A 19,906-nucleotide genomic window follows, 5' to 3' on the forward strand; every position below is an offset into this window, starting at 1 on the left:
TTAACGAGAGCGGGTTTTCTGTTTCCAGTCTGCCTGCTTGTTTCTAACCTGACTGTCTATTTTCCAGCCTGACCGGTATATAAGCTCGCGCTCCGGTCTTGCGATCGTGTGTAGCGCCCCCGCTTTGCGGTAGGGCGCTTTTTTTTGGCTATAAACTGATAAGGCGTTGCAGAAAGGAGCGCTAGGGCTCTGCCTGAAAGGTCGGCTAGCGAAGACAAGACAAGGCAAAAATTGGCAAAGAAACGGAGTTTACGGGGTGTAAATGAGTATTCTGAGCCAATTTTTAACGCCGTATTGTCGAGCTCAGGCACTTTTCAGACAGAGCCTAAGCCAGGGTGGCGTGCTGCTCGTCAACCACAAGGCTATCGAGCAGGAGATCCAGTTCGGTAATGCGCTTCACCCGCTGAAAGTTCTGCTCGGCTTCGGCGCTGCCTTGGCGCATTTGGGCAAGCCACTGCTTTACTAGAGAGACGACAACGCGGTCAGGCAGCTGTTGGCGCTGTAGGGCGGCGTACTCCTTGAGCACATTGGCGCGCATTGCCCAGCTGCTTTCGGGCAGTCGCTCACCGGTTTGAAGCCAATGGCGAATGCGTGGGGCAAGCCAAGGGTCCGCGAGGGCGCTGCGCCCTAGCATCACATCGCGACAGCCTGAAAGCGTGCGCGCTTTCCAGTAATCTTCCAGCGTCCAGATGTCGCCATTGGCGACCACCGGGATGCTTACGTTGCGGCGAATCTTGCCGATCCACTCCCAGTGGGCTGGGGGGCGGTAGCCTTCGTCACGGGTGCGCGCGTGCACCACTAGTTGTGCTGCGCCACCGGCTTCAGTGGCTTGAGCGCAGGCAACCGCTAAACGGCGATTAGCAAAGCCCAGGCGAATCTTGGCGGTCACCGGGATTTCCCCGTCTAAAGCATCGTGAACGGCTCTAACCGCTTGATAGACGCGATCGGGCTGACGTAGCAGCGAAGCGCCGCCATCGTGGCGATTAACCAGTTTGGCTGGGCAGCCGAAATTAAGGTCAACGCTGACGGCGCCAAGCTTGAGCGCCTGCTGCGCATTCGCCGCTAGAGCAGCAGGGTCAGAGCCCAGTAGCTGTAAATGCACAGGAATACCGCTCGGCGTTGCTACCGGCGGTTGCGCAAGTTCCGGGCAATGCTTATAAAAGACTCTTGGCGGTAGGCGTGCATCGACCACGCGGACAAATTCGGTAACCGTCCAGTCGAAACCCGCATGACGGGTCAGCAGATCTCGGGTCAGTGCATCAATCACCCCTTCCATCGGGGCTAGGCCGATTCTGCCGTTTTGTAGTAAATTAACAACCATGTCTTCCACTATCGCGCCATTGCATTCTATTCTGGGTGTGGCAGGTTAGTGTATTCCCCTCACTGCGCCAAGCGCCTTTATCGGTATTGGCGTAATGATGCGCGTATGAACTATTTAAAAATGGTACACAAAGACGGTACTTAGAGACACGCTACTTAGAGATATAGGAGAGCGCCTTATGCAGAATCAAGAACTCTTACAAGATGGGTTGGCGTTGATGGCGCTGGGTATGGGCGTGGTGTTTGTTTTTCTTACCCTTTTAGTTATCAGCGTCACACTGATGTCGAAGCTTATTGGGCGGTTTCAACCCGTTCCGGTACCTGTTGAAGCGGGCAGAAAATCGCCGCCGCCGCCAGCCGCTTCCACTGAGAAAGATGAGATCATGGCGGTGATCAGTGCTGCAGTGCATCGATACCGTTCAACACGGCGTCGCTAACTTTCTCGATTTTTTTCATTTCAGCCCTCTTTTGGCTATTTTTTTGTTATTTTTACTACAAACTTATAACTCTCTACGGTGAGCCAAGACCATGAACGAAACAAAACGCCCACTAGGCATTACCGATGTCGTGCTGCGCGATGCCCATCAATCGCTGTTTGCCACGCGTATGCGCTTGGACGATATGCTGCCGATTGCTGAAAAGCTTGATCGCGTTGGCTATTGGTCGCTGGAAACCTGGGGTGGGGCGACCTATGACGCCTGTATCCGCTATTTGGGCGAAGACCCGTGGGAGCGTATTCGTGCCCTGAAAGAGGCCATGCCCAATACGCCCCAGGCGATGTTACTACGTGGTCAAAACCTGCTGGGCTACCGCCACTACGCCGATGACGTGGTCGATAAATTTGTCGAACAGGCGAAAACCAACGGTGTTGATGTCTTCCGGGTCTTTGACGCCATGAATGATCCGCGTAATTTGGAGCGCGCCATTCAGGCGGTGCGTAACGTAGAAGGCCATGCCCAAGGCACCATCTCTTATACCGTGAGCCCGGTACATACCCTGGATAGCTGGGTCGATCTCGCCAAAACCATTGCCGGTTTGGGCGCAGATTCATTGGCTATCAAGGATATGGCGGGGCTGCTGACGCCCTACACGGCGTTCGACTTGGTGACGCGGCTCAAGAAAGAGCTGTCGATTCCAGTGCATTTGCACTGTCACGCGACCACCGGCCTTTCCACCTCCACCATTTTGAAAGCGGTGGAGGCGGGCATTGATAACGTTGATACCTCAATCTCCTCCATGTCGATGACCTACGGCCACAGCCCGACCGAATCTGTCGTGGCGATGCTCAAAGACACCGGCCGCGACACCGGGTTGGATCTCGAGCTGCTGGAAGATATTGCCGGTTACTTCCGCGAAGTGCGCAAGAAGTACGCCGCCTTTGAAGGCTCGCTGCGCGGTATTGATTCGCGCATTCTGATTGCTCAGGTGCCCGGTGGCATGCTGACCAATATGGAAGGCCAGCTCAAAGAGCAGGGCGCGGGCGATAAGCTGGACGACGTGCTAAGCGAGATCCCGCGCGTACGCGAGGACCTGGGCTTTATCCCGCTGGTAACGCCCACGTCGCAAATCGTCGGCACCCAGGCGGTGATGAACGTGATGATGGGCGAGCGTTATAAGTCGATCTCCAAGGAAGTTCAAGCGCTGCTAAAGGGAGAATACGGCGCCGCCCCGGCACCGTTTAATGCCGAGCTGCAAAAGCGCGTGTTGGAAGGCGGCGAACCGATTACCTGTCGCCCGGCGGACAATCTCTCACCTGAAATGGATAGATTGGCCGCCGAACTGAAGGAGAAGGCCAGCGCTGAAGGTATCCGCTTGGCCGAAGGCAAGCGCGAAGTCGATGATGTGCTGACCTATGCGCTGTTTCCGCAGATTGGTTTGAAGTTCCTCAAGAACCGCGATAATCCCGATGCCTTTGAGCCCGTTCCCCAGTTAGCTGAAGCAAGCGCTGAAAAGACGCCCGCCAAGGCAGAAAGCAAAGCGCCCGCCACGAGCAGCGGCCCGGAAACCTACACTGTGAAACTCAACGGCAAATCCTTCGTGGTGGAGGTTTCTGAAGGCGGTGAGCTGGGCGAGGTGCAAGAGCAAACGGCAGCCGCACCCAAAGAGGAAGCGCCTGCACCCAGTGGTGAAAGCATTGATGCGCCGCTAGCAGGTAATATCTTTAAGGTGAACGTTCGCCCCGGTGAGCAAGTCGCTGAAGGTGATGTGGTCATCATTCTTGAAGCGATGAAAATGGAAACCGAAGTGCGTGCCAGCAGCGCAGGCACAGTGTCTAAGGTCAACGTCAGCGAGGGCGACAGCGTAGCCGTAGGCGATACGTTGATCGAGCTCTAAGGGCCCAGTAATGGATAAATTAGTGACGTTATGGGAAGGCTCGGGGCTATATAACCTTGAGCTCGGTCAAGCGGCGATGATCATGGTGGGTCTTCTGCTGCTTTACCTTGCCATTTATAAGAAGTTTGAGCCGTTGCTACTGGTGCCGATTGGTTTTGGCGGCATTCTGGCCAATATCCCTGAAGCCGGGCTAGCCATTTCTGCGCTCGACCAGGCGATTGAGGTGGCCAAGCCGGCGGTGCTACAGCAAATGGCAGCAGCGCTGGGTGCGTCCCTTGACCCACTGGCGAACTTAGACGCATGGCGGGAGTCGCTGAAGATGATCGCCCATGATGGCGTCGCACCCGACCAGCTGCGTGCTGCGCGAGACATCGCCGTGGGTGTTGGCTACAGCGACGGCATGCTTTATAACTTCTATAAAGTCGCAATCGGCTCGGGTATCGCCCCGCTGATTATCTTTATGGGCGTTGGGGCAATGACTGACTTTGGCCCGCTGCTGGCGAACCCGCGCACGCTGTTTTTAGGTGCCGCCGCTCAGTTTGGTATTTTTGCTACGCTGTTTGGCGCCGTGGCGCTGACCTCGATGGGCGTCATGGACTTCTCTCTCAATCAGGCGGCCGCGATTGGTATTATCGGCGGTGCGGATGGCCCGACCTCCATCTACGTCTCCAGCGTACTGGCGCCTGAATTACTGGGGGCGATTGCCGTGGCCGCTTACGCCTACATGGCGTTGGTGCCGCTGATTCAGCCGCCGATCATGCGTCTGCTGACGACCGATAAAGAGCGGCAAATCAAGATGACCCAGCTGCGCCCGGTCTCCAAGCTGGAAAAAGTGGTCTTCCCACTGATGCTGTTGATTCTGGTCGCACTGTTTCTGCCCGATGCCGCCCCGCTACTCGGTATGTTCTGCTTCGGTAACTTGATGCGCGAGTGCGGTGTGGTCGAGCGTTTATCGGATACTGCGCAGAATTCCCTGATCAATATTGTGACCATTATTCTGGGGCTGTCCGTCGGCTCCAAGTTAATGGCCGATAGCTTCCTGACGTTTGAAACGTTAGGCATTCTCGGGCTGGGGATTGTCGCCTTCGGGATCGGCACGGCCGCGGGGGTGTTAATGGCCAAGCTGATGAACATGGTCAGTAAAATGCCCATCAACCCGCTGATTGGTGCTGCCGGTGTTTCTGCGGTGCCGATGGCTGCCCGGGTGGCCAACAAGGTGGGGCTGGAGTCGAACCCGCATAACTTCCTGTTGATGCACGCCATGGGACCCAATGTGGCAGGTGTTATTGGGTCGGCGGTTGCGGCCGGGGTGATGATTAAATACCTTGGTTAACTAGTCCTCTGTCATCGCGAGCGAAGCGCGGCGATCTCGGTTTGTGTGCCACCGCAGGACGAGATTGCCGCGTCGCAAGCTCCTCGCAATGACATAGGGGGTGTTCATTGCGAACACAGTGAAGCAATTGTGGATTGGTTTTCAGTGTAGGCTTGAGATTGCTTCGTCGTAGGCTCCTCGCAATGACCGGTGGGTGTCATTGCGAACGAAGTGAAGCAATCTGGGGTTAGTGCTCAAGATAGGATGAGATTGCCGCGTCGCAAGCTCCTCGCAATGACATAGGGGGCCTTTTCGCTCTGCTGCGTCATGCCATTGGTGCAGAGAGAACCTCAATAGCGCTCTTCAAGCGGTTTTCTAGCGGGGAAAGGTCAAGTGGGTTGTCCCGTGGCCAACCAATGGTCAAGCGAACACCGTCGCCATCGTAATCCGCTTGCTCAATGGGGATAGCCTGCTCTTCGCACCAGGCGCGGGCAATCGCTTCATTGGCAAAGCCGAGCCGCAAGGTATAAAGATCGCGCTCGACCACTTCCCGGGTAGGTAGCGTCTCCAAAGCATGACTAACCGCCTGAGCGTAAGCGCGGGCCAAGCCGCCGGTACCTAACTTCGTCCCGCCAAAATAGCGGATCACCACGCAACCAATTTGACCTAATTGGCTGCCCTGCAGAACTTGATACATTGGGCGACCCGCGGTGCCGCCAGGTTCGCCATCATCAGAGAAGCCAATCAAATTTTGCTCGCCGGGTGGGCCAGCAATATAGGCCGTGCAGTGATGGCTCGCATTGGGATGCTCGGCTTTAGCCGCCGCCAGCATGCGGGTGAATGCATCAATGTCTGAGGCGTGGCAGGTCCAGGTAATAAAGTGACTTTTTTCGACTTCGATGTCAGTGGTCTGCCAAGACGAAAGGGGGAGTTCCGGCACCCGGTAACGCATTAATGCTCCGTGATAGTAGCCTTATTTTGCAGGCCAGTTTTTGGATGAGATTCAACACCCATCACCATGCCGAGCACCTGAATATCACGGTTATGCAAAAATAGCGCTGGCTGCAACGTATCCTCAGGCCATAGCTCTACGCCAAAGCGGCTGATCGAGAGCTGCTTCAAGACGATTTTTTGCTGGTTGATTTCGGCAACGGCGGTTTCTGTTTGGGCATCATGCTGATAACGCCGAATAATAATGACATCGCCATCGAACAAGTTGCAATCACGCATTGCGTTACCACGCACTTTAAGCGCATAGGTATTGCGACGAGTAATGCTAGGCGTCGGCGCATAGGTACGCGGGACCGAGTGTAAGTGGTTAGGCTTAACGGTAGGTGCTGCCATCGATATGGTCATTGAGAAATCTCCATTGCATGTTCTTTCATACAGTGGTTTTCAGTATAGACCTGTTTTTGCATACAGTGCTAGCAGTAATTGGTCTTACGCCATATTGATTGAGGTCATGCTGCGACCCAGCGCCGCATAGAGTGAGTGGCGAGAAACGGGCTTTCCGTGTAGAGTTCGACGCGAAATCAATGTGCCTGGAGAGACTCTTGAGCCTGTGTCTACAAGCCCGACAGCTGTCCTGCGAACGTGATGATCGCTCACTGTTTAAGGGGCTGGATCTCGATATTCGCAGCGGTGAAATCGTGCGAATTGAAGGGCCTAATGGCAGTGGTAAAACTAGCCTGCTTAAAATTCTCTCCGGGCAACTGAGCGACTATGAAGGCGAGCTGTTCTGGAATGGCGCTGCAATGCAGAGTGTCCGTGAACATTTTCTCGCTAATTTGCTCTATTTAGGACATGCCCCAGGCATCAAGTCTGGGCTATCCCCCTTAGAAAATTTAGCGTGGTATCAGGCGCTGAGTGGCGAGAGCAGTGGAGGACAGGGCAGCGGGGCACAAGAGGGCGAGGAGCAGCGCCTGGATGCCCTTGAACAGGTTGGCCTGGCAGGCTTTGAAGACGTGCCCGCCGCTCAACTCTCGGCAGGCCAGCAGCGCCGTGTGGCGCTGGCGCGATTGACGCTGACACCCCGCGCGCTGTGGGTGCTAGACGAGCCCTTCACCGCCATTGATCGCCACGGTGTTGCAGCCCTTGAAAGGCAACTGATTAGGCATGCTCAAGCGGGCGGCTGCGTGCTAGTAACGACACACCACGAGTTAGCCGCGTCATCGCTGTTAAGACGCATAGCGCTGGGGTAGAGGAGACCGGATTGCAGGAAACAGGGTTGCAGAAAACAGGCTTGCACAGCTCTTCAGATAGCTCTCTAAACGGATCAGACTCCGTCATGGATGCCCCTTCAGTGCCACTGCTTGAGCATCAGGGCGGGCTGATGATCGCGGTGAAGGCCACGTTGGTGCGTGATTTGACGCTGCTGCTGAGACGTCGCGGTGAAGTGCTCAATCCGCTGGTGTTTTTTGCTCTGGTGATCACCCTGTTTCCGATCGCTATTTCACCCGACCCTGAGCTGTTGGCGACGATTGCGCCGGGGTTGCTATGGGTGGCGGCACTGTTAGCCGCGCTGCTGTCACTAGATAGCCTGTTTCGCAGTGACTACGACGACGGCAGCCTTGAACAGCTGTTACTCGCTCCGCAGCCGCTGGCTGCATTAAGCGTGGCGAAAGTGGCCGTGCATTGGCTGCTGACCGGGCTGCCGTTGGCACTGATGGCGCCACTGCTGGGCATTATGCTCGCACTGCCTGCGGGTAGTTACGCGGTGTTGGCGCTATCGCTGGCGCTGGGCACGGCGAGCTTGAGCCTGATTGGTGCCATTGGGGCGGCGTTAACCGTCGGCTTGGCGCGGGGCGGCGTACTGCTCTCGCTGCTAGTGCTGCCGCTGTATATTCCGGTACTCATTTTTGGCGCAGGTGCCGTCCAGGCGGCTATTTTGGGCGACGGTGTCTCTGCGCACTTGGCTATCTTAGGCGCGCTGCTGGCCGCTTCACTTATGTTAGCGCCGTGGGCGATTGCCGCATCGCTGCGTATCAGTATTAACGGTTAAGGACAGGACACGCTATGTGGGCCTTTATACACAAACTGGGATCACCCAAGTGGTTCTATGGCATTAGCGCCAAATTACAGCCCTGGTTTTGGGCCGCAGCGGTGCTGTTATTGGTCACTGGCTCGCTGTGGGGGCTGGCGTTTGCGCCTGCGGATTATCAACAGGGCAACAGCTTCCGGATCATTTATGTTCACGTGCCGGCGGCCTTTTTAGCTCAATCGATTTTTATCTCCATGGCAGTGTCTGGGCTGGTGTTTATGGTCTGGAAAATTAAAGTCGCCGATATGGCGGCGGCAGTCATGGCACCGCTGGGCGCTGCGATGACCTTTGTCGCGCTATTTTCCGGTGCTGTATGGGGGGTGCCGACCTGGGGTACCTGGTGGATGTGGGATGCCCGGCTTACCTCCATGCTGATTCTGCTCTTTCTCTATTTAGGCGTGATTGCCCTGCGCGGTGCGTTTACCAGCCGCGATAGCGCCTCACGGGCAGCCTCGGTGCTGGCCATGGTGGGCGTCATCAACATTCCCATCATCAAATACTCGGTGGATTGGTGGTACACCCTGCACCAGCCAGCCTCGTTTACATTAACCTCGCGCCCAACGATGCCCACCGAAATGTGGCTACCGCTGGTCATTATGGTGCTGGGTTTCTACAGCTTTTTTATTGCCTTGACGCTGATGCGCACGCGCAGCGAGATCCTACGCCGAGAGTCGAGCAAGCGCTGGGTACAGGAGCTCGTTAACGGCCAGGTAGTGAATGCACAGGCAGAGGAGACGCGCTAATGGCATTTGCCTCATTTTCCGAATTTCTCGCCATGGGTGGCCATGCGCCTTACGTATGGTCTGCCTGGGGAGTAACGGCACTGCTGCTGGTGGCCACCGTTTGGCATGCACGTGTTGAACAACGTCAGTTACTGAATGGCATAAAGCGTCGGGCACGGCGCGCAAATAGCTTGAGAGAGAACGCCCAATGACCCCTAAACGTAAACAGAAACTCTTCGTCATTTTGGGTTTGGTATCGTTAACCGCGATTGCTGTCGGGCTAACGCTGTATGCGCTACGTGCCAACATTAATCTGTTTTTTAGCCCGGTGCAGATCGCCCAGGGCGATGCGCCCGTGGAACGACAGATTCGCGCGGGTGGCATGGTGAAAGAGGGCTCGGTGTCCCGTAACCCTGACAGCCTGGACGTCGCGTTTACCGTGACTGATTATGTCGATGACCTAGAGGTCTACTACAGCGGCATCCTTCCCGATCTATTCCGCGAAGGCCAAGGTGTGGTGGTGGTCGGGGAGCTTCAAACCGATGGCCGTTTGTATGCCGATAAAGTGCTGGCGCGTCACGATGAGAACTACATGCCGCCTGAAGTAGCGCAGGCACTTGAAGAGGCGGGCTATTCGCCAGCCGACTATCAGGCCAAAGCTGCCGAAGTGGGTAAGCGGCTTGATGAAGAGGGCGTCCCTCAAGCAAGCGAGTATTAACCCCCATCGTTTAACCGACTTGCCCTACCGCCAGTGCTAATTCGGAGCGCACATGCTGATTAAAATGATTCCTGAAATTGGCCACTTCGCCCTCATCATCGCGCTGTTGATGGCGATGGTGCAGGCAGTGATGCCCCTGGCCGGTGCAGCGACCCGCCGCCCACTGTGGATGGCGTATGGTCAGCCCATGGCGGCCGGGCAGTTTCTGTTCATTGCCATCGCCTACGCCTGTTTGACCGCGAGCTATATGCTGGATGACTTTAGCGTGGCGAACGTAGCGAATAACTCCAATACGCTGCTGCCGTGGTACTACAAATTCAGCGCGGTGTGGGGCAACCATGAGGGCTCTGTCCTGCTATGGAGCCTAATGCTGGCAGGCTGGGGCTTTGCGGCGAGCCTGTTCACCGGCAACTTGCCGCGGGATATGGTCGCTCGGGTGATGGGCGTCATGGGCATGGTATGTGTCGGTTTCTTACTATTCATCCTGATCACCTCTAACCCTTTTGAACGCTTGCTGCCCGACATGCCGCAAGACGGTGCCGACCTCAACCCGCTGCTGCAAGACTTCGGGCTAGTGGTGCATCCGCCGATGCTTTACATGGGCTATGTGGGTTTTTCCGTGGTCTTTGCCTTTGCGATTGCGGCTCTCATGGGAGGGCGCCTAGACGCCGCCTGGACGCGCTGGGCACGTCCCTGGACGAATCTGGCCTGGGCGTTTTTGACCGTGGGGATCGCCCTGGGCAGTTGGTGGGCCTATTACGAGCTTGGCTGGGGCGGCTGGTGGTTCTGGGACCCGGTCGAAAACGCGTCGCTGCTGCCCTGGTTAACGGGGACTGCGCTGGTGCACTCGCTGGCGGTGACCGAAAAGCGCGGCTCGTTTAAGAGCTGGACCGTGCTATTGGCGATCTCGACCTTTTCGCTGTCGCTGATGGGAACCTTCCTGGTGCGCTCCGGCGTGCTCACCTCGGTACATGCGTTTGCCAACGACCCTGCCCGTGGCTTCTTTATCCTGATGCTGCTGGCGATTACGGTGACGCTCTCGCTGCTGGTATTCGCACTGCGAGCCCCACGGGTCAGCCATAAAGTGGGCTTTAACTGGCTCTCTCGCGATGCGCTGCTGCTGGTCAATAATATCTTCCTGGTCATCATGACGGTCACCGTTTTGCTTGGCACCGTCTACCCGCTGATTCTTGACTCCCTGGGGCTGGGTAAAATCAGCGTGGGCCCGCCTTACTTCAATGCGCTGTTTGTACCGCTCACCGTGATGATGTGCATCTTTATGGGACTAGGCTCGGTAACGCGCTGGAAGGGGATGGCGGTGCGCGACCTAGTCCGTAAGCTCTGGTTGGCGGGCGTTTCTGCGCTGGTATTGGGCATACTGATGCCGCTGCTTTATCGCGGTGAGTGGAACCTGTTTGTCTCCCTGGGGATCGTCTCTGCGCTTTGGATTGTGCTACCGATGGTGCGCGATGTATTTGATAAAACTCGTCACGCCAGCTCGTTTATCGCCGGGTTACGCAAGCTCTCACTCTCTTACTGGGGCATGGTGTTAGGACACATTGGTGTGGCGGTCACGATTGTGGGTGTTGCGGTGGTTTCCAACTACAACATCGAGCGTAACGTGCGCATGTCGCCGGGTACCACGGTTGAAGTGGCGGGCTATCAGTTCACCATGACGGAGTTAGCCGAGCGTCGCGGGCCGAACTTTTTGGCAGACACCACGATCCTTCAGGTACAGCGTGGCGACACCGGTAGCAGTTTCACCATGCGCCCTGAAAAGCGCCTTTATCTCGCGACCGGTATGCCGATGACCCAGGTGGCTTTGCGACCGGGGCTGTTCCGTGATCTCTATGTGGCCATGGGCGAAGACCTTGGCGACGGCAGTTGGGCGATGCGCGTCCAATACAAACCCTTTGTACGCTGGCTATGGCTGGGTGCTCTGTTTATGGCATTTGGCGGCGTATTGGCAGTGCTCGACAAGCGCTATCGCCGCGCGACGGTCACTCGTGAGGCACCGAAAGCGTCCGGCAAAGGCGATACTGCGCAGGAGGCCGCTGTATGAAGCGTCGGTTACTGCTATTACTGCTGCCGGTTTGCTTTTTAGGCTTGGCGTTGTTCTTTTTCCAGGGCCTATCGCTGGATCCTTCCCAGCGCGATTCCGCGCTGATGGCGCGAGAGTTCCCGGCCTTTGAAGCCACCACGCTGCGCGATGAGAATCGGCGCGTGGATCAATCGCTGCTTCAGGGCGACGTCACCCTGGTTAACGTATGGGGCGAGTGGTGCCCCGCGTGTAAGCAGGAGATGCCCCAACTGCTGGAGCTGGCCGATCAGGATATTCGGATGGTCGGGGTTAACTACCGCGATACCCGCGAGAAAGGCATGGAGTTTCTCAGCGAGTTTGGCGATCCGTTTGAAGTGAATATTTTTGATCCAGAAGGCGAACTGGGTTTTGATCTTGGCGTTTACGGCGCTCCGGAAACCTTTCTGGTCGATGCCGACGGCGTTATTCGCTATCACCATAAGGGCTACGTATCGCCACAAGACGTCCGCGAACGAATCCTGCCGGAGGTGGAAAAATGGCGCTAATGCGAACCATGGCAGCGCTACTACTGCTGGTCATAGCGTTTGGTGCAGCGGCGGGGGGGATCGAGCTACGCGAGTTTGACGATCCGGTCATGGAGAAGCGCTATCACGATTTAACCGCCTCGATGCGCTGCCCGCTGTGTGAAAACCAGGCCATTGACGATTCCGATGCCCCTATCTCGGGGGACATGCGCGAGCGTGTCTACCAACTGCTGCAAGACGGCCAGTCGGACATCGAAATCGTCAATCATATGGTCCAGCGATTTGGCGAATATATTCTCTATAACCCGCGTTTGGAAAGCCGCACCTATCTGCTTTGGGGGCTGCCTATTGCGCTGGTGCTGCTAGGCGCGCTGGTGGTTGTGTTAATGATTCGTGCCCGCCGAAATGCCTCTGCTAAAGCGTTGAGCGCCGAAGAGCGCCAGCGTATAGATGCGCTGATTAACCGTAAGAGGTCTTCATGACGCTGCTCTGGATTGCGATTGCCGTTTTACTGCTCCCCGCGCTGTGGCTGCTGGTAGCGCCGCTAAGAAACGCACGTCGATTACATGATCAACAACACGCGTTTGAAACCAATGACACCTCTGCCGAGCAGAACGTGGCGATTTTTAAGCGTCGCTTAACGTCATTAGAAGCGGCGCGAGAGCGTGGCGACATTGACGCCGAGCGCTTTGAAGAAGACCGCTTGGAGCTTGAGCGTAGCCTGCTGGAAGACACCGCCGTGCGCGCGCGCCGGCCGCTCAAACCAGCGGGGGCGGGTCGCCTTGTGGTGCCGGTCGTTATGGTGGCCGTGGTAGTGGTCAGCGTGCTTTGGTATCAGCAAAAAGGTGCCGAAGGCGACCTAGTGCTGCTAGCGGTACAGCAAGAAGTACAGAATGACCCCGAAGGCTCGCTGGAAATGTATATCGAGCGGATGGAAGAGCAGGCCGAGCGTCAGCCGGATAACCCAAACGTGTGGAGCGCGCTGTTTCCGGTCTATCGCGAAACCGGACAGATGCCCCAGGCCGTCGATGCGCTTGAACGCTTGATGGAGATTGAGGGCCGCATTCCACCGCTGCTTGCTCAACTAGCGCAAATTCGTTTCTTTATGGCCGAGCGCGAACTCACCGATGAAGTGCAGGCGCTGGTCGATGAAACGCTGGAACAAGATCCACGCCAGCCGACCGTGCTAGGCATGCTAGGTATTCATGCCTTTGATAACGGTGACTATGAACAGGCTATCGACCGCTGGCGCCGTGCTGTGGCCAACATCGAAGACCCCAATACCGCCGCCTCGCTACGCGATGGCATTCGTGTTGCCCAAGAGCGGATGGGCGTTGCGCCTGAAGAGGCTGCCGTGGAAGCTGCCCAGAGTTCAGGCATTCGTGTGAGTGTCTCGTTAGACGAAAACCTCGCCGATCGCGTTGACGGTGATGACACGGTGTTTATTACCGCTCGTGATGTGGAAGGTGAGTTACCACCGCTGGCCGTGGTACAAGCACAAGTGTCTGAACTGCCCATGACCGTCGTGTTAGATAATAGCGTCGCCATGTCGCCCCAAGCGCAAATCTCTCAGGTACGGGAGGCACGTTTGGTGGTGCGCGTTTCGCCCTCTGGGCAAGCCATGCCCCAACCCGGTGATCTATTTGGTGATCTTGAGAGCGTCAGCGTCGGACCAATCTCAGATGATGAAGCCGCTGAGGTGGTCATTAACCGTGTCTTTGAATAATCGCAACGGGAACGCTGCCTAAGTATGCGCTTAACCTCGATTCGCTTAGTCGGGTTCAAGTCGTTTGTTGACCCCGTGACGGTACCCTTCGATGGCAATATGACCGCCATCGTGGGCCCCAACGGCTGTGGTAAATCCAACATTATTGACGCCGTGCGCTGGGTCATGGGGGAGTCCTCCGCTAAAACCCTGCGTGGCGAGTCCATGGCCGATGTCATTTTCAACGGCTCCACTGGCCGAAAGCCGATCAGCCAAGCCTCCATAGAGCTTAAGTTCGACAACCGTGATGGCGGTATGGGCGGCGTTTATGCGCAGTATGCCGAAATCGTCGTTAGGCGCTTGGTAACGCGGGATGGGCAATCCAACTACTTCTTCAACGGTCAAAAGTGCCGTCGGCGCGATATCGCCGACCTATTTATGGGCACCGGCTTGGGGCCGCGCTCCTACGCCATCATCGGCCAAGGCATGATTTCGCGGTTGATCGAAGCCCGCCCCGACGACCTGCGCTCGACGCTGGAAGAGGCCGCGGGTATCTCCAAGTACAAAGAGCGTCGCCGGGAAACCGAAAACCGCATGCGGCGCACCCAGGAGAACTTGGAGCGTCTGGACGATATTCGCGAAGAGCTGGATAAGCAGCTAGAGCGTCTCAAGCGTCAGGCCGAAGCCGCCAAGCGCTATCAAGATCTCAAGGAGCAGGAGTATCGGCTCAAGGGTGAGCTGGCGCTACTGCGCGGCCGCACCCTGCGGGCGGAGCAGTCCCACCAGGAGAGCCGCGTTCGCGAGTTGGAAATCGCGGTAGAAAAAGATGTCTTCGGCGTTCGTCAGTGCGAAACCCGCTTGGAACAAGCCCGCGAACAGCACGATGAACTCTCTGAAGTGCTCGACCGCCACCAACAGCAGTTCTTTGAAACCACCACGCGCATTGCCCGTCTGGAACAGGATCAGGCCCACCGCCGCAGCCGTGAAACCCAGCTCGCTAACGACATTGCCACGGCTCGCCGCGAATTGGACGAGCAGCGCCGGGTTAGCGAAGGCGACCAGACGCGCCTCGCCGCCATTGATGAGCGCTTTGACGATCTGCTTCCCGAGCACGAAGCCTTAGAGGAGAAGCTTGAAAGCCTGGAGCAGTCGCTAGCCGACGCATCTCCCGCTCTGGAAGCCGCCGAGCAGCAGTGGACCGATGCCGAAACCCGCTGGCGGGATGCCAGCCGCGACGCTGATCGTAGCCAGGATCAATTGCGCGATTTGGAGCAGCGCATTCAGCGGCTGCAAGCCGAAAATCAGCGCCGCCGCCAGCAGCGCAGTGAGGTCGCCGACCTCACAGGGCTGCGCGAAGAGCATGCCGTATGCGAAGAGCAGTTAGCGGATGCCCAGCAGCAGGCGGAGGGTTTTCAAGCCCAGCGGGATCAATGGCAGCAGCGTTATAGCGATGCCAAGGCGGCCTACCAGCAGGCGACTCAAACGCGCGATCATCAACGCGCTGAACTGAGCCAGCGTCAGGGGGAGCTGGCCTCGCTGCAAGCGTTGATTGATGCGGCACTGGTGGATCACGACCCTGCGATAGGCACAACCCTGGAAGCGCATGGTTTGGCAGAGGCTCCCCAGCTGGGCGAGGTATTACAAGTGGCACCAGGTTGGGAAGCGCTTACTTCCTGGTTGCTTGCGCCGTGGCTCAATGCACGCTTAGTCTCTCGCCATCAGTTGGCGGCCTTGCCCGAAGCCTTAGCCACCGATTGGCGTTTGATCGATCAAACCTCGCCAGCTCCCTCCACATCAGGTCAGCGATTAGACAGTTTAGTCAAAGGCGCAGGCGCGCTGGGCGAGTGGTTAGCAAGCATTCACTATACGCAAACGACAGAAGAGGCAGAGGCGCAGGTGGCGCATTTGGCGCCTGGCGAAACCGTGGTGAGCCAGGATGGGGTTTGGTTGGGCCGTGGCTGGCTGCATCAGCAGGCCAACGGCGAAGGCATCGACGGTCTTCTATTGACCCGCCGCCGCTACGACGAGCTTTCCGCTCAGCGCGAAAGTGAAGAAGAGGCCTTGGCGCTGGCAGAGGAGCAGTGTGAGGCGGCCAGTGAGACGATTGAAGCGCTGGAGCAGGCTCGCGAGCAGCAGGCCGAACAGGAGCGTGCTCACGCCACCACCCTGCAGCAGCTGGCGGTAAAAGAGCGTAGTTTGGCCCAGCGCTTGGAACACCTTGAAGGTCGTGCAACGGAGCTCGATGAAGAGCTTGCCCAGCTACAAGAGGATGAAGCAGAGTTAGCGCTTACTCTTGATGAGCAGCGCGCCCGCTGGCATGTAGCGATGGAGCAGCTGGAGAGCACCGCCGAAGCACGGGAAACCAGTGCCGAGCAGCGCAACCGGCAGCGCGAGGCCCGTGATCAACTGACCCAGCAGCATGCGCCGCTCAAAGCGCAGCAGCAGGCGTTGGCACTTGAGCGTGAACGCTTAAGCGCTGAGCGGGATAGCCTGCGCTCTCAGCAGGCGCGCTCAAGTGATTCTGAGGAGCGCCTCTCGCTGCGTATTGCCGAGCTTGAAGAGTCGCGGGAGATGTTGGTCGAGCCCGACGAGCTGGCGGGGGAAGAACTTGAAGAGCTGCTTCATCAGCGTGAGCAGCAGGAGGGGCGCTTAAACGCGACTCGTCAGCAGGCCCAGGCACTGGCTGAGCAACTGCGCAGTGACGAACTTGCCCGTCAGCAGCATGAACGTAACCTGGAGCAGAGTCGTGAGCAGCTCCAGCAGCGGCGTATGGACGTGCAGGCGCTGGCACTTAAAGCCGCCACCCAGGATGAGCAGCTAACGGAGCTTGGCCATAACGTCGAGACCCTCACTGAGCAGTTGCCCCAGGACGCGACGGAAACCCGTTGGCAGGAAGTTCTGGAAAGTACCACGGACAAGATTCGCCGCTTGGGGGCGATCAACCTCGCCGCCATTGAGGAGTATGACCAGCAGGCCGAGCGACGAAATTATCTGGAAGCGCAGCACGCCGAACTGACCGAAGCGCTGGAAACCCTTGAACGGGCGATTAAGCGTATTGACCAAGAAACCCGGGTGCGCTTCCGCGAGACCTTTGATCAGGTCAATGCCGGGTTGCAGGCGCTGTTCCCCCGTGTATTCGGCGGCGGTGCGGCATGGTTAACGCTAACCGGCGATGACCTGTTGGAAACCGGCGTGGCGATTATGGCGCGCCCGCCGGGTAAGAAGAACAGCACCATTCATCTGCTATCGGGCGGTGAAAAAGCGCTGACTGCACTATCGTTGGTATTCGCTATCTTTCAGCTCAACCCTGCGCCGTTCTGTATGCTGGATGAAGTGGATGCACCGCTGGATGACGCCAACGTGGGCCGTTACGCCCGGTTGGTGAAAGAGATGTCTGAGAACGTGCAGTTTATCTATATCACTCACAATAAAATTGCCATGGAAGCCGCCGAGCGCTTGATGGGGGTGACCATGCAAGAGCCCGGCGTATCTAGGTTAGTCTCGGTGGGTATTGAAGAAGCGGCAGCGCTGGTCGATTAAGCGCCTTTTTCCTTCACCTTCAAAAGTCTTGCTGAGCAAGAAATTAACGATAGCCGCTTAGTGCGTGTACTAGATGAGCGTTGGGATATTACGGTGCATATACATCTAACACGACCGGCCGCCCCATCAGTGCGACAGCAGAAGAATTTTGGAAGAGACTGTAACTATAAACAGCAGTTTGTTAATCATGGAGTGATAAACGTTATGCAAATACGCAAAAAAATGTCCTAACGCGCTCAAGTTAACTATATTACCTCTATTAATGTTTGGTATGAGAACGTTAAGCAGCTTATAAATGGATCTTGCCAAGGGGGATGATTAGCACGTTAGTAAGCAAATGGCTGAAACGGTTATGCACTTCCCAACGGTCAAAATGGCTTTTGTAGCTTTCGAGCTTCCTTTATAAAGCGATGTATAACGATTAGATCAAAGGCTCGTGGCACTTTTGGCTGAAGTTAAGGTCGGACTTTTGCCTTAACCGGCTTCAATAACAGTCTCAAAAGCGTGAAAATAGCGTAATTATCAGCAAAAATTGGCCCTTTTCATAGCAATCGCGCTATGCTTGGTGGCAAGTACTTATTAAATAGCAGTTACCCATATTTAGGCATGGTGCCTTAGCAACCGGCAAGATGACCATGGAACGTTCGACATGGAACTAAGAGAGTGGCTAATCATTTTAGGGCTGGCGTTGGTATCGCTCATCGTTATAGACGGTGCGCGAAGACTTCAACGTCAGCGTCGTGTACCCCGTCTGGATCAGGCGGAAAAGGATCTTTCAGCTAGTCAGCTAGAAGATGATCCCGATGAAGCTGCTAAAGCAGCAGAGATCAATTGGGAACTACCCAATGGCGGTGCACGAGTCGTTAAGCCCGCTGACTATAGTGGCTTAGGTAATAAACCAAAGTTAGAGCGTCAAGAGCATCCTGGCCCTTCCAGAGTGCTTTCTGAGTTTAGGCGTTCGGCGTCAGCTAAAGCAGCCAAACGCAAAGCTGCAAAAGCGGAATCCATCGCTAATTCCCAATCAATAGCAGCAGAAAAAGCGGAGCGCCCAGCCGTCGCTAAAGCAAATACTGCGACGACTTCACCCTCCATGCCGACTGAGCATGAGCGCCTTGAGCCCAGTATTTCTATGGCAAGTACTTCAATGAACAGCACTTCAAAGGCCAGTACCTTAAAGGCTGCTGAGGTTCCTCAAGATAGAGAGGCCGTATCGCAACACGAAGCCGAGCCAACGGCGGCCGCTGATTCTGCTGCAATGGCTAACGCAACCGCTTCTAACGCGAACGCTGAAGCAACTGAGCCTGCTCCACAGGCCGCTATAAAAGAAGACTCAACGACCCGTGAGGCAGCTGCTTCGCCTGATGACATGTCTATTCGCGCAAGCGAAACGGATACGGAAGCCTCTGTTCAGCCTGATTATGACGCTGAACCGGTACTGCGTGCTGAGCCAGAAGATGCCGTATTTGCAAAACATGCTAATGATCACTCTCCTAAACGTCGTCAGTTGCGTTCCGATACAGCCGGGGAGCACGACGAGCTGGACGATGACGAAGTGGATGAGTACCGGTTAATCGACTTTGAAGGCATGGGCCGCTCATTGAAGCGCCGGTTGATCGAGCGTCGTAAAGAGAAACAACGTAAAAAGGCTGAGAAAGCGCTGCGAGATAAGGAGCTGGCCAAGCAGAAAGCTGAGCGTAAAGCAGAGGAAGCGGAACAGCGGCGTGAAGCGAAAGAAGCCGCCGATGCTGAGCGTGCTCGCGTAGCCCAAGAGCAGGCGCAGGCACGTGAAGAGGCAGCAGCCAATGCAGCGGCCGCGGATAGACTGGCTGCTCAGCAGCGAGCGGATGATCAAGCTCGTGAAGCGTCTCGGTATGAAGAGCCCCTTTATGAAGAGGGCTACTCTGCTGATTTTGACGAAAACGCCGATTATGCCAGTGATGCTGCTTATGACGATCGCGCTGCTGAGGAGCGCGGGGGGAATGATAGCGTCCGCATACATCCCACATTAGAAAAAGCCCTACGTCACGATGTGAGCGGCGAACACGCCAAAGAGACGCTTTCCAGCGCTGAAGAAGTGGTTGTTATCAGCGTTCTCTCCCGTGATCCCGAAGGGTTTGACGGTAGCAAGCTGCTGGAACTCATGATGGTGTGTGGCTTGCGCTATAGCCGTGAAATGGGCATTTTCCACCGCTTTGAAACGGAAAGTGATGACAGCGAACTGCAGTTCTCCATGGTCAATGTCGTTAAACCAGGCACCTTCCCCATTGAAGAGATGGGCGAGTTCATGACCCCAGGCATCACCTTACTGATGCCACTGCCGGGTGCACTTGATAGCGCAGCCGCGTTCGAGGCGATGGTTGAAACCGCCATGGTCGTGGTACGTCATATGGGCGGCGAACTGAAAGATGAAAACCGCAGTGTGATGACCGCACAAACGATCGAGTTTGCCCGTCAGCGGGTGCGTGAATTTGAGCGTCGCCATCGTCTGCATCGGCATATGCAAGTCCGCTAAATCACACTGGCTGTTCAACACCCGCCTTCTTGCCAGAAGGCGGGTGTTTTTGTTCAATAAACGCTAATTTTACAGTCGTTCAGTTTTCACGTTCGTTCAATTTTTAAATTGCTTAGGTTTTGCGTTGTCGCTGCCGAG

Annotated in this window: 17 protein-coding genes; 14 read left to right on the plus strand and 3 right to left on the minus strand. The window is 56.3% G+C overall.

The features are described 5' to 3' along the window. Positions 1-325 precede the first annotated feature (325 nt). Positions 326-1,321 carry a tRNA dihydrouridine synthase gene (locus tag CXF87_RS19845; protein WP_232774972.1) on the minus strand — a complete coding sequence of 332 codons (996 nt, stop codon included), beginning with the start codon at positions 1,319-1,321 and terminating at the stop codon, positions 326-328. A gap of 178 nt (positions 1,322-1,499) precedes the next feature. Between CXF87_RS19845 and CXF87_RS19850 the strand changes: the two genes are divergently transcribed. The 3 genes from CXF87_RS19850 to CXF87_RS19860 all read left to right on the plus strand — a co-directional run bounded on the left by CXF87_RS19850 (position 1,500) and on the right by CXF87_RS19860 (position 4,987). Next, a complete protein-coding gene (locus CXF87_RS19850) occupies positions 1,500-1,757 on the plus strand; it encodes an OadG family protein (RefSeq protein ID WP_101147916.1) in 258 nt (85 codons plus the stop codon). A gap of 91 nt (positions 1,758-1,848) precedes the next feature. Further along, complete coding sequence (gene oadA, locus CXF87_RS19855) at positions 1,849-3,654, plus strand: sodium-extruding oxaloacetate decarboxylase subunit alpha (protein ID WP_101147917.1); 1,806 nt, start codon at positions 1,849-1,851, stop codon at positions 3,652-3,654. Between the two features lie 10 nt (positions 3,655-3,664). Then, positions 3,665-4,987, plus strand: coding sequence for a sodium ion-translocating decarboxylase subunit beta (locus tag CXF87_RS19860; protein ID WP_101147918.1), 1,323 nt, complete (start codon positions 3,665-3,667; stop codon positions 4,985-4,987). Between the two features lie 304 nt (positions 4,988-5,291). On the opposite strand, the gene CXF87_RS19865 is transcribed toward CXF87_RS19860, so the two are convergent. After that, positions 5,292-5,918: an IMPACT family protein gene (locus CXF87_RS19865; RefSeq protein ID WP_101147919.1), complete on the minus strand. Its 627-nt coding sequence runs from the start codon at positions 5,916-5,918 to the stop codon at positions 5,292-5,294. Next, positions 5,918-6,322, minus strand: a complete 405-nt coding sequence (locus CXF87_RS19870; RefSeq protein WP_101147920.1) for a LexA family protein — start codon at positions 6,320-6,322, stop codon at positions 5,918-5,920. Before CXF87_RS19870 ends, CXF87_RS19865 begins: the two co-directional genes overlap by 1 nt. A gap of 197 nt (positions 6,323-6,519) precedes the next feature. Here CXF87_RS19870 and ccmA point away from each other — a divergent pair, with 197 nt between their 5' ends. The 11 genes from ccmA to zipA all read left to right on the plus strand — a co-directional run bounded on the left by ccmA (position 6,520) and on the right by zipA (position 19,768). Beyond that, on the plus strand, positions 6,520-7,167 hold the full coding sequence (ccmA, locus tag CXF87_RS19875) for a cytochrome c biogenesis heme-transporting ATPase CcmA (protein WP_101147921.1): 648 nt from the start codon (positions 6,520-6,522) through the stop codon (positions 7,165-7,167). Positions 7,168-7,253: 86 nt separating this feature from the next. Continuing rightward, entirely contained in the window at positions 7,254-7,967 is a 714-nt protein-coding gene (gene ccmB / locus CXF87_RS19880) for a heme exporter protein CcmB (RefSeq protein ID WP_008957503.1), read from the plus strand. Positions 7,968-7,981: 14 nt separating this feature from the next. After that, positions 7,982-8,749: a heme ABC transporter permease gene (locus CXF87_RS19885; protein WP_008957502.1), complete on the plus strand. Its 768-nt coding sequence runs from the start codon at positions 7,982-7,984 to the stop codon at positions 8,747-8,749. Next, positions 8,749-8,940 carry a heme exporter protein CcmD gene (gene ccmD / locus CXF87_RS19890; protein ID WP_008957501.1) on the plus strand — a complete coding sequence of 64 codons (192 nt, stop codon included), beginning with the start codon at positions 8,749-8,751 and terminating at the stop codon, positions 8,938-8,940. The genes CXF87_RS19885 and ccmD overlap by 1 nt, the downstream gene beginning before the upstream one ends. Further along, positions 8,937-9,446, plus strand: coding sequence for a cytochrome c maturation protein CcmE (ccmE, locus tag CXF87_RS19895; protein ID WP_101147922.1), 510 nt, complete (start codon positions 8,937-8,939; stop codon positions 9,444-9,446). The genes ccmD and ccmE overlap by 4 nt, the downstream gene beginning before the upstream one ends. Positions 9,447-9,498: 52 nt before the next feature. After that, positions 9,499-11,508, plus strand: a complete 2,010-nt coding sequence (locus CXF87_RS19900; RefSeq protein WP_101147923.1) for a heme lyase CcmF/NrfE family subunit — start codon at positions 9,499-9,501, stop codon at positions 11,506-11,508. Continuing rightward, positions 11,505-12,032 carry a DsbE family thiol:disulfide interchange protein gene (locus CXF87_RS19905; RefSeq protein WP_008957498.1) on the plus strand — a complete coding sequence of 176 codons (528 nt, stop codon included), beginning with the start codon at positions 11,505-11,507 and terminating at the stop codon, positions 12,030-12,032. The genes CXF87_RS19900 and CXF87_RS19905 overlap by 4 nt, the downstream gene beginning before the upstream one ends. Then, entirely contained in the window at positions 12,023-12,493 is a 471-nt protein-coding gene (locus CXF87_RS19910) for a cytochrome c-type biogenesis protein (RefSeq protein WP_101147924.1), read from the plus strand. Before CXF87_RS19905 ends, CXF87_RS19910 begins: the two co-directional genes overlap by 10 nt. Next, a complete protein-coding gene (gene ccmI / locus CXF87_RS19915) occupies positions 12,490-13,737 on the plus strand; it encodes a c-type cytochrome biogenesis protein CcmI (RefSeq protein WP_101147925.1) in 1,248 nt (415 codons plus the stop codon). Before CXF87_RS19910 ends, ccmI begins: the two co-directional genes overlap by 4 nt. 24 nt (positions 13,738-13,761) lie before the next feature. Then, positions 13,762-17,256 carry a chromosome segregation protein SMC gene (smc, locus tag CXF87_RS19920; RefSeq protein WP_101147926.1) on the plus strand — a complete coding sequence of 1,165 codons (3,495 nt, stop codon included), beginning with the start codon at positions 13,762-13,764 and terminating at the stop codon, positions 17,254-17,256. 649 nt (positions 17,257-17,905) lie between these two features. Then, positions 17,906-19,768 (plus strand): cell division protein ZipA, encoded by a 1,863-nt coding sequence (gene zipA / locus CXF87_RS19930; protein WP_101147927.1) that lies wholly within the window; start codon positions 17,906-17,908, stop codon positions 19,766-19,768. Positions 19,769-19,906 lie beyond the last annotated feature (138 nt).

The organism is Halomonas sp. MES3-P3E (assembly GCF_002836035.1).
Classification (GTDB): Bacteria; Pseudomonadota; Gammaproteobacteria; order Pseudomonadales; family Halomonadaceae; genus Vreelandella; species Vreelandella arctica.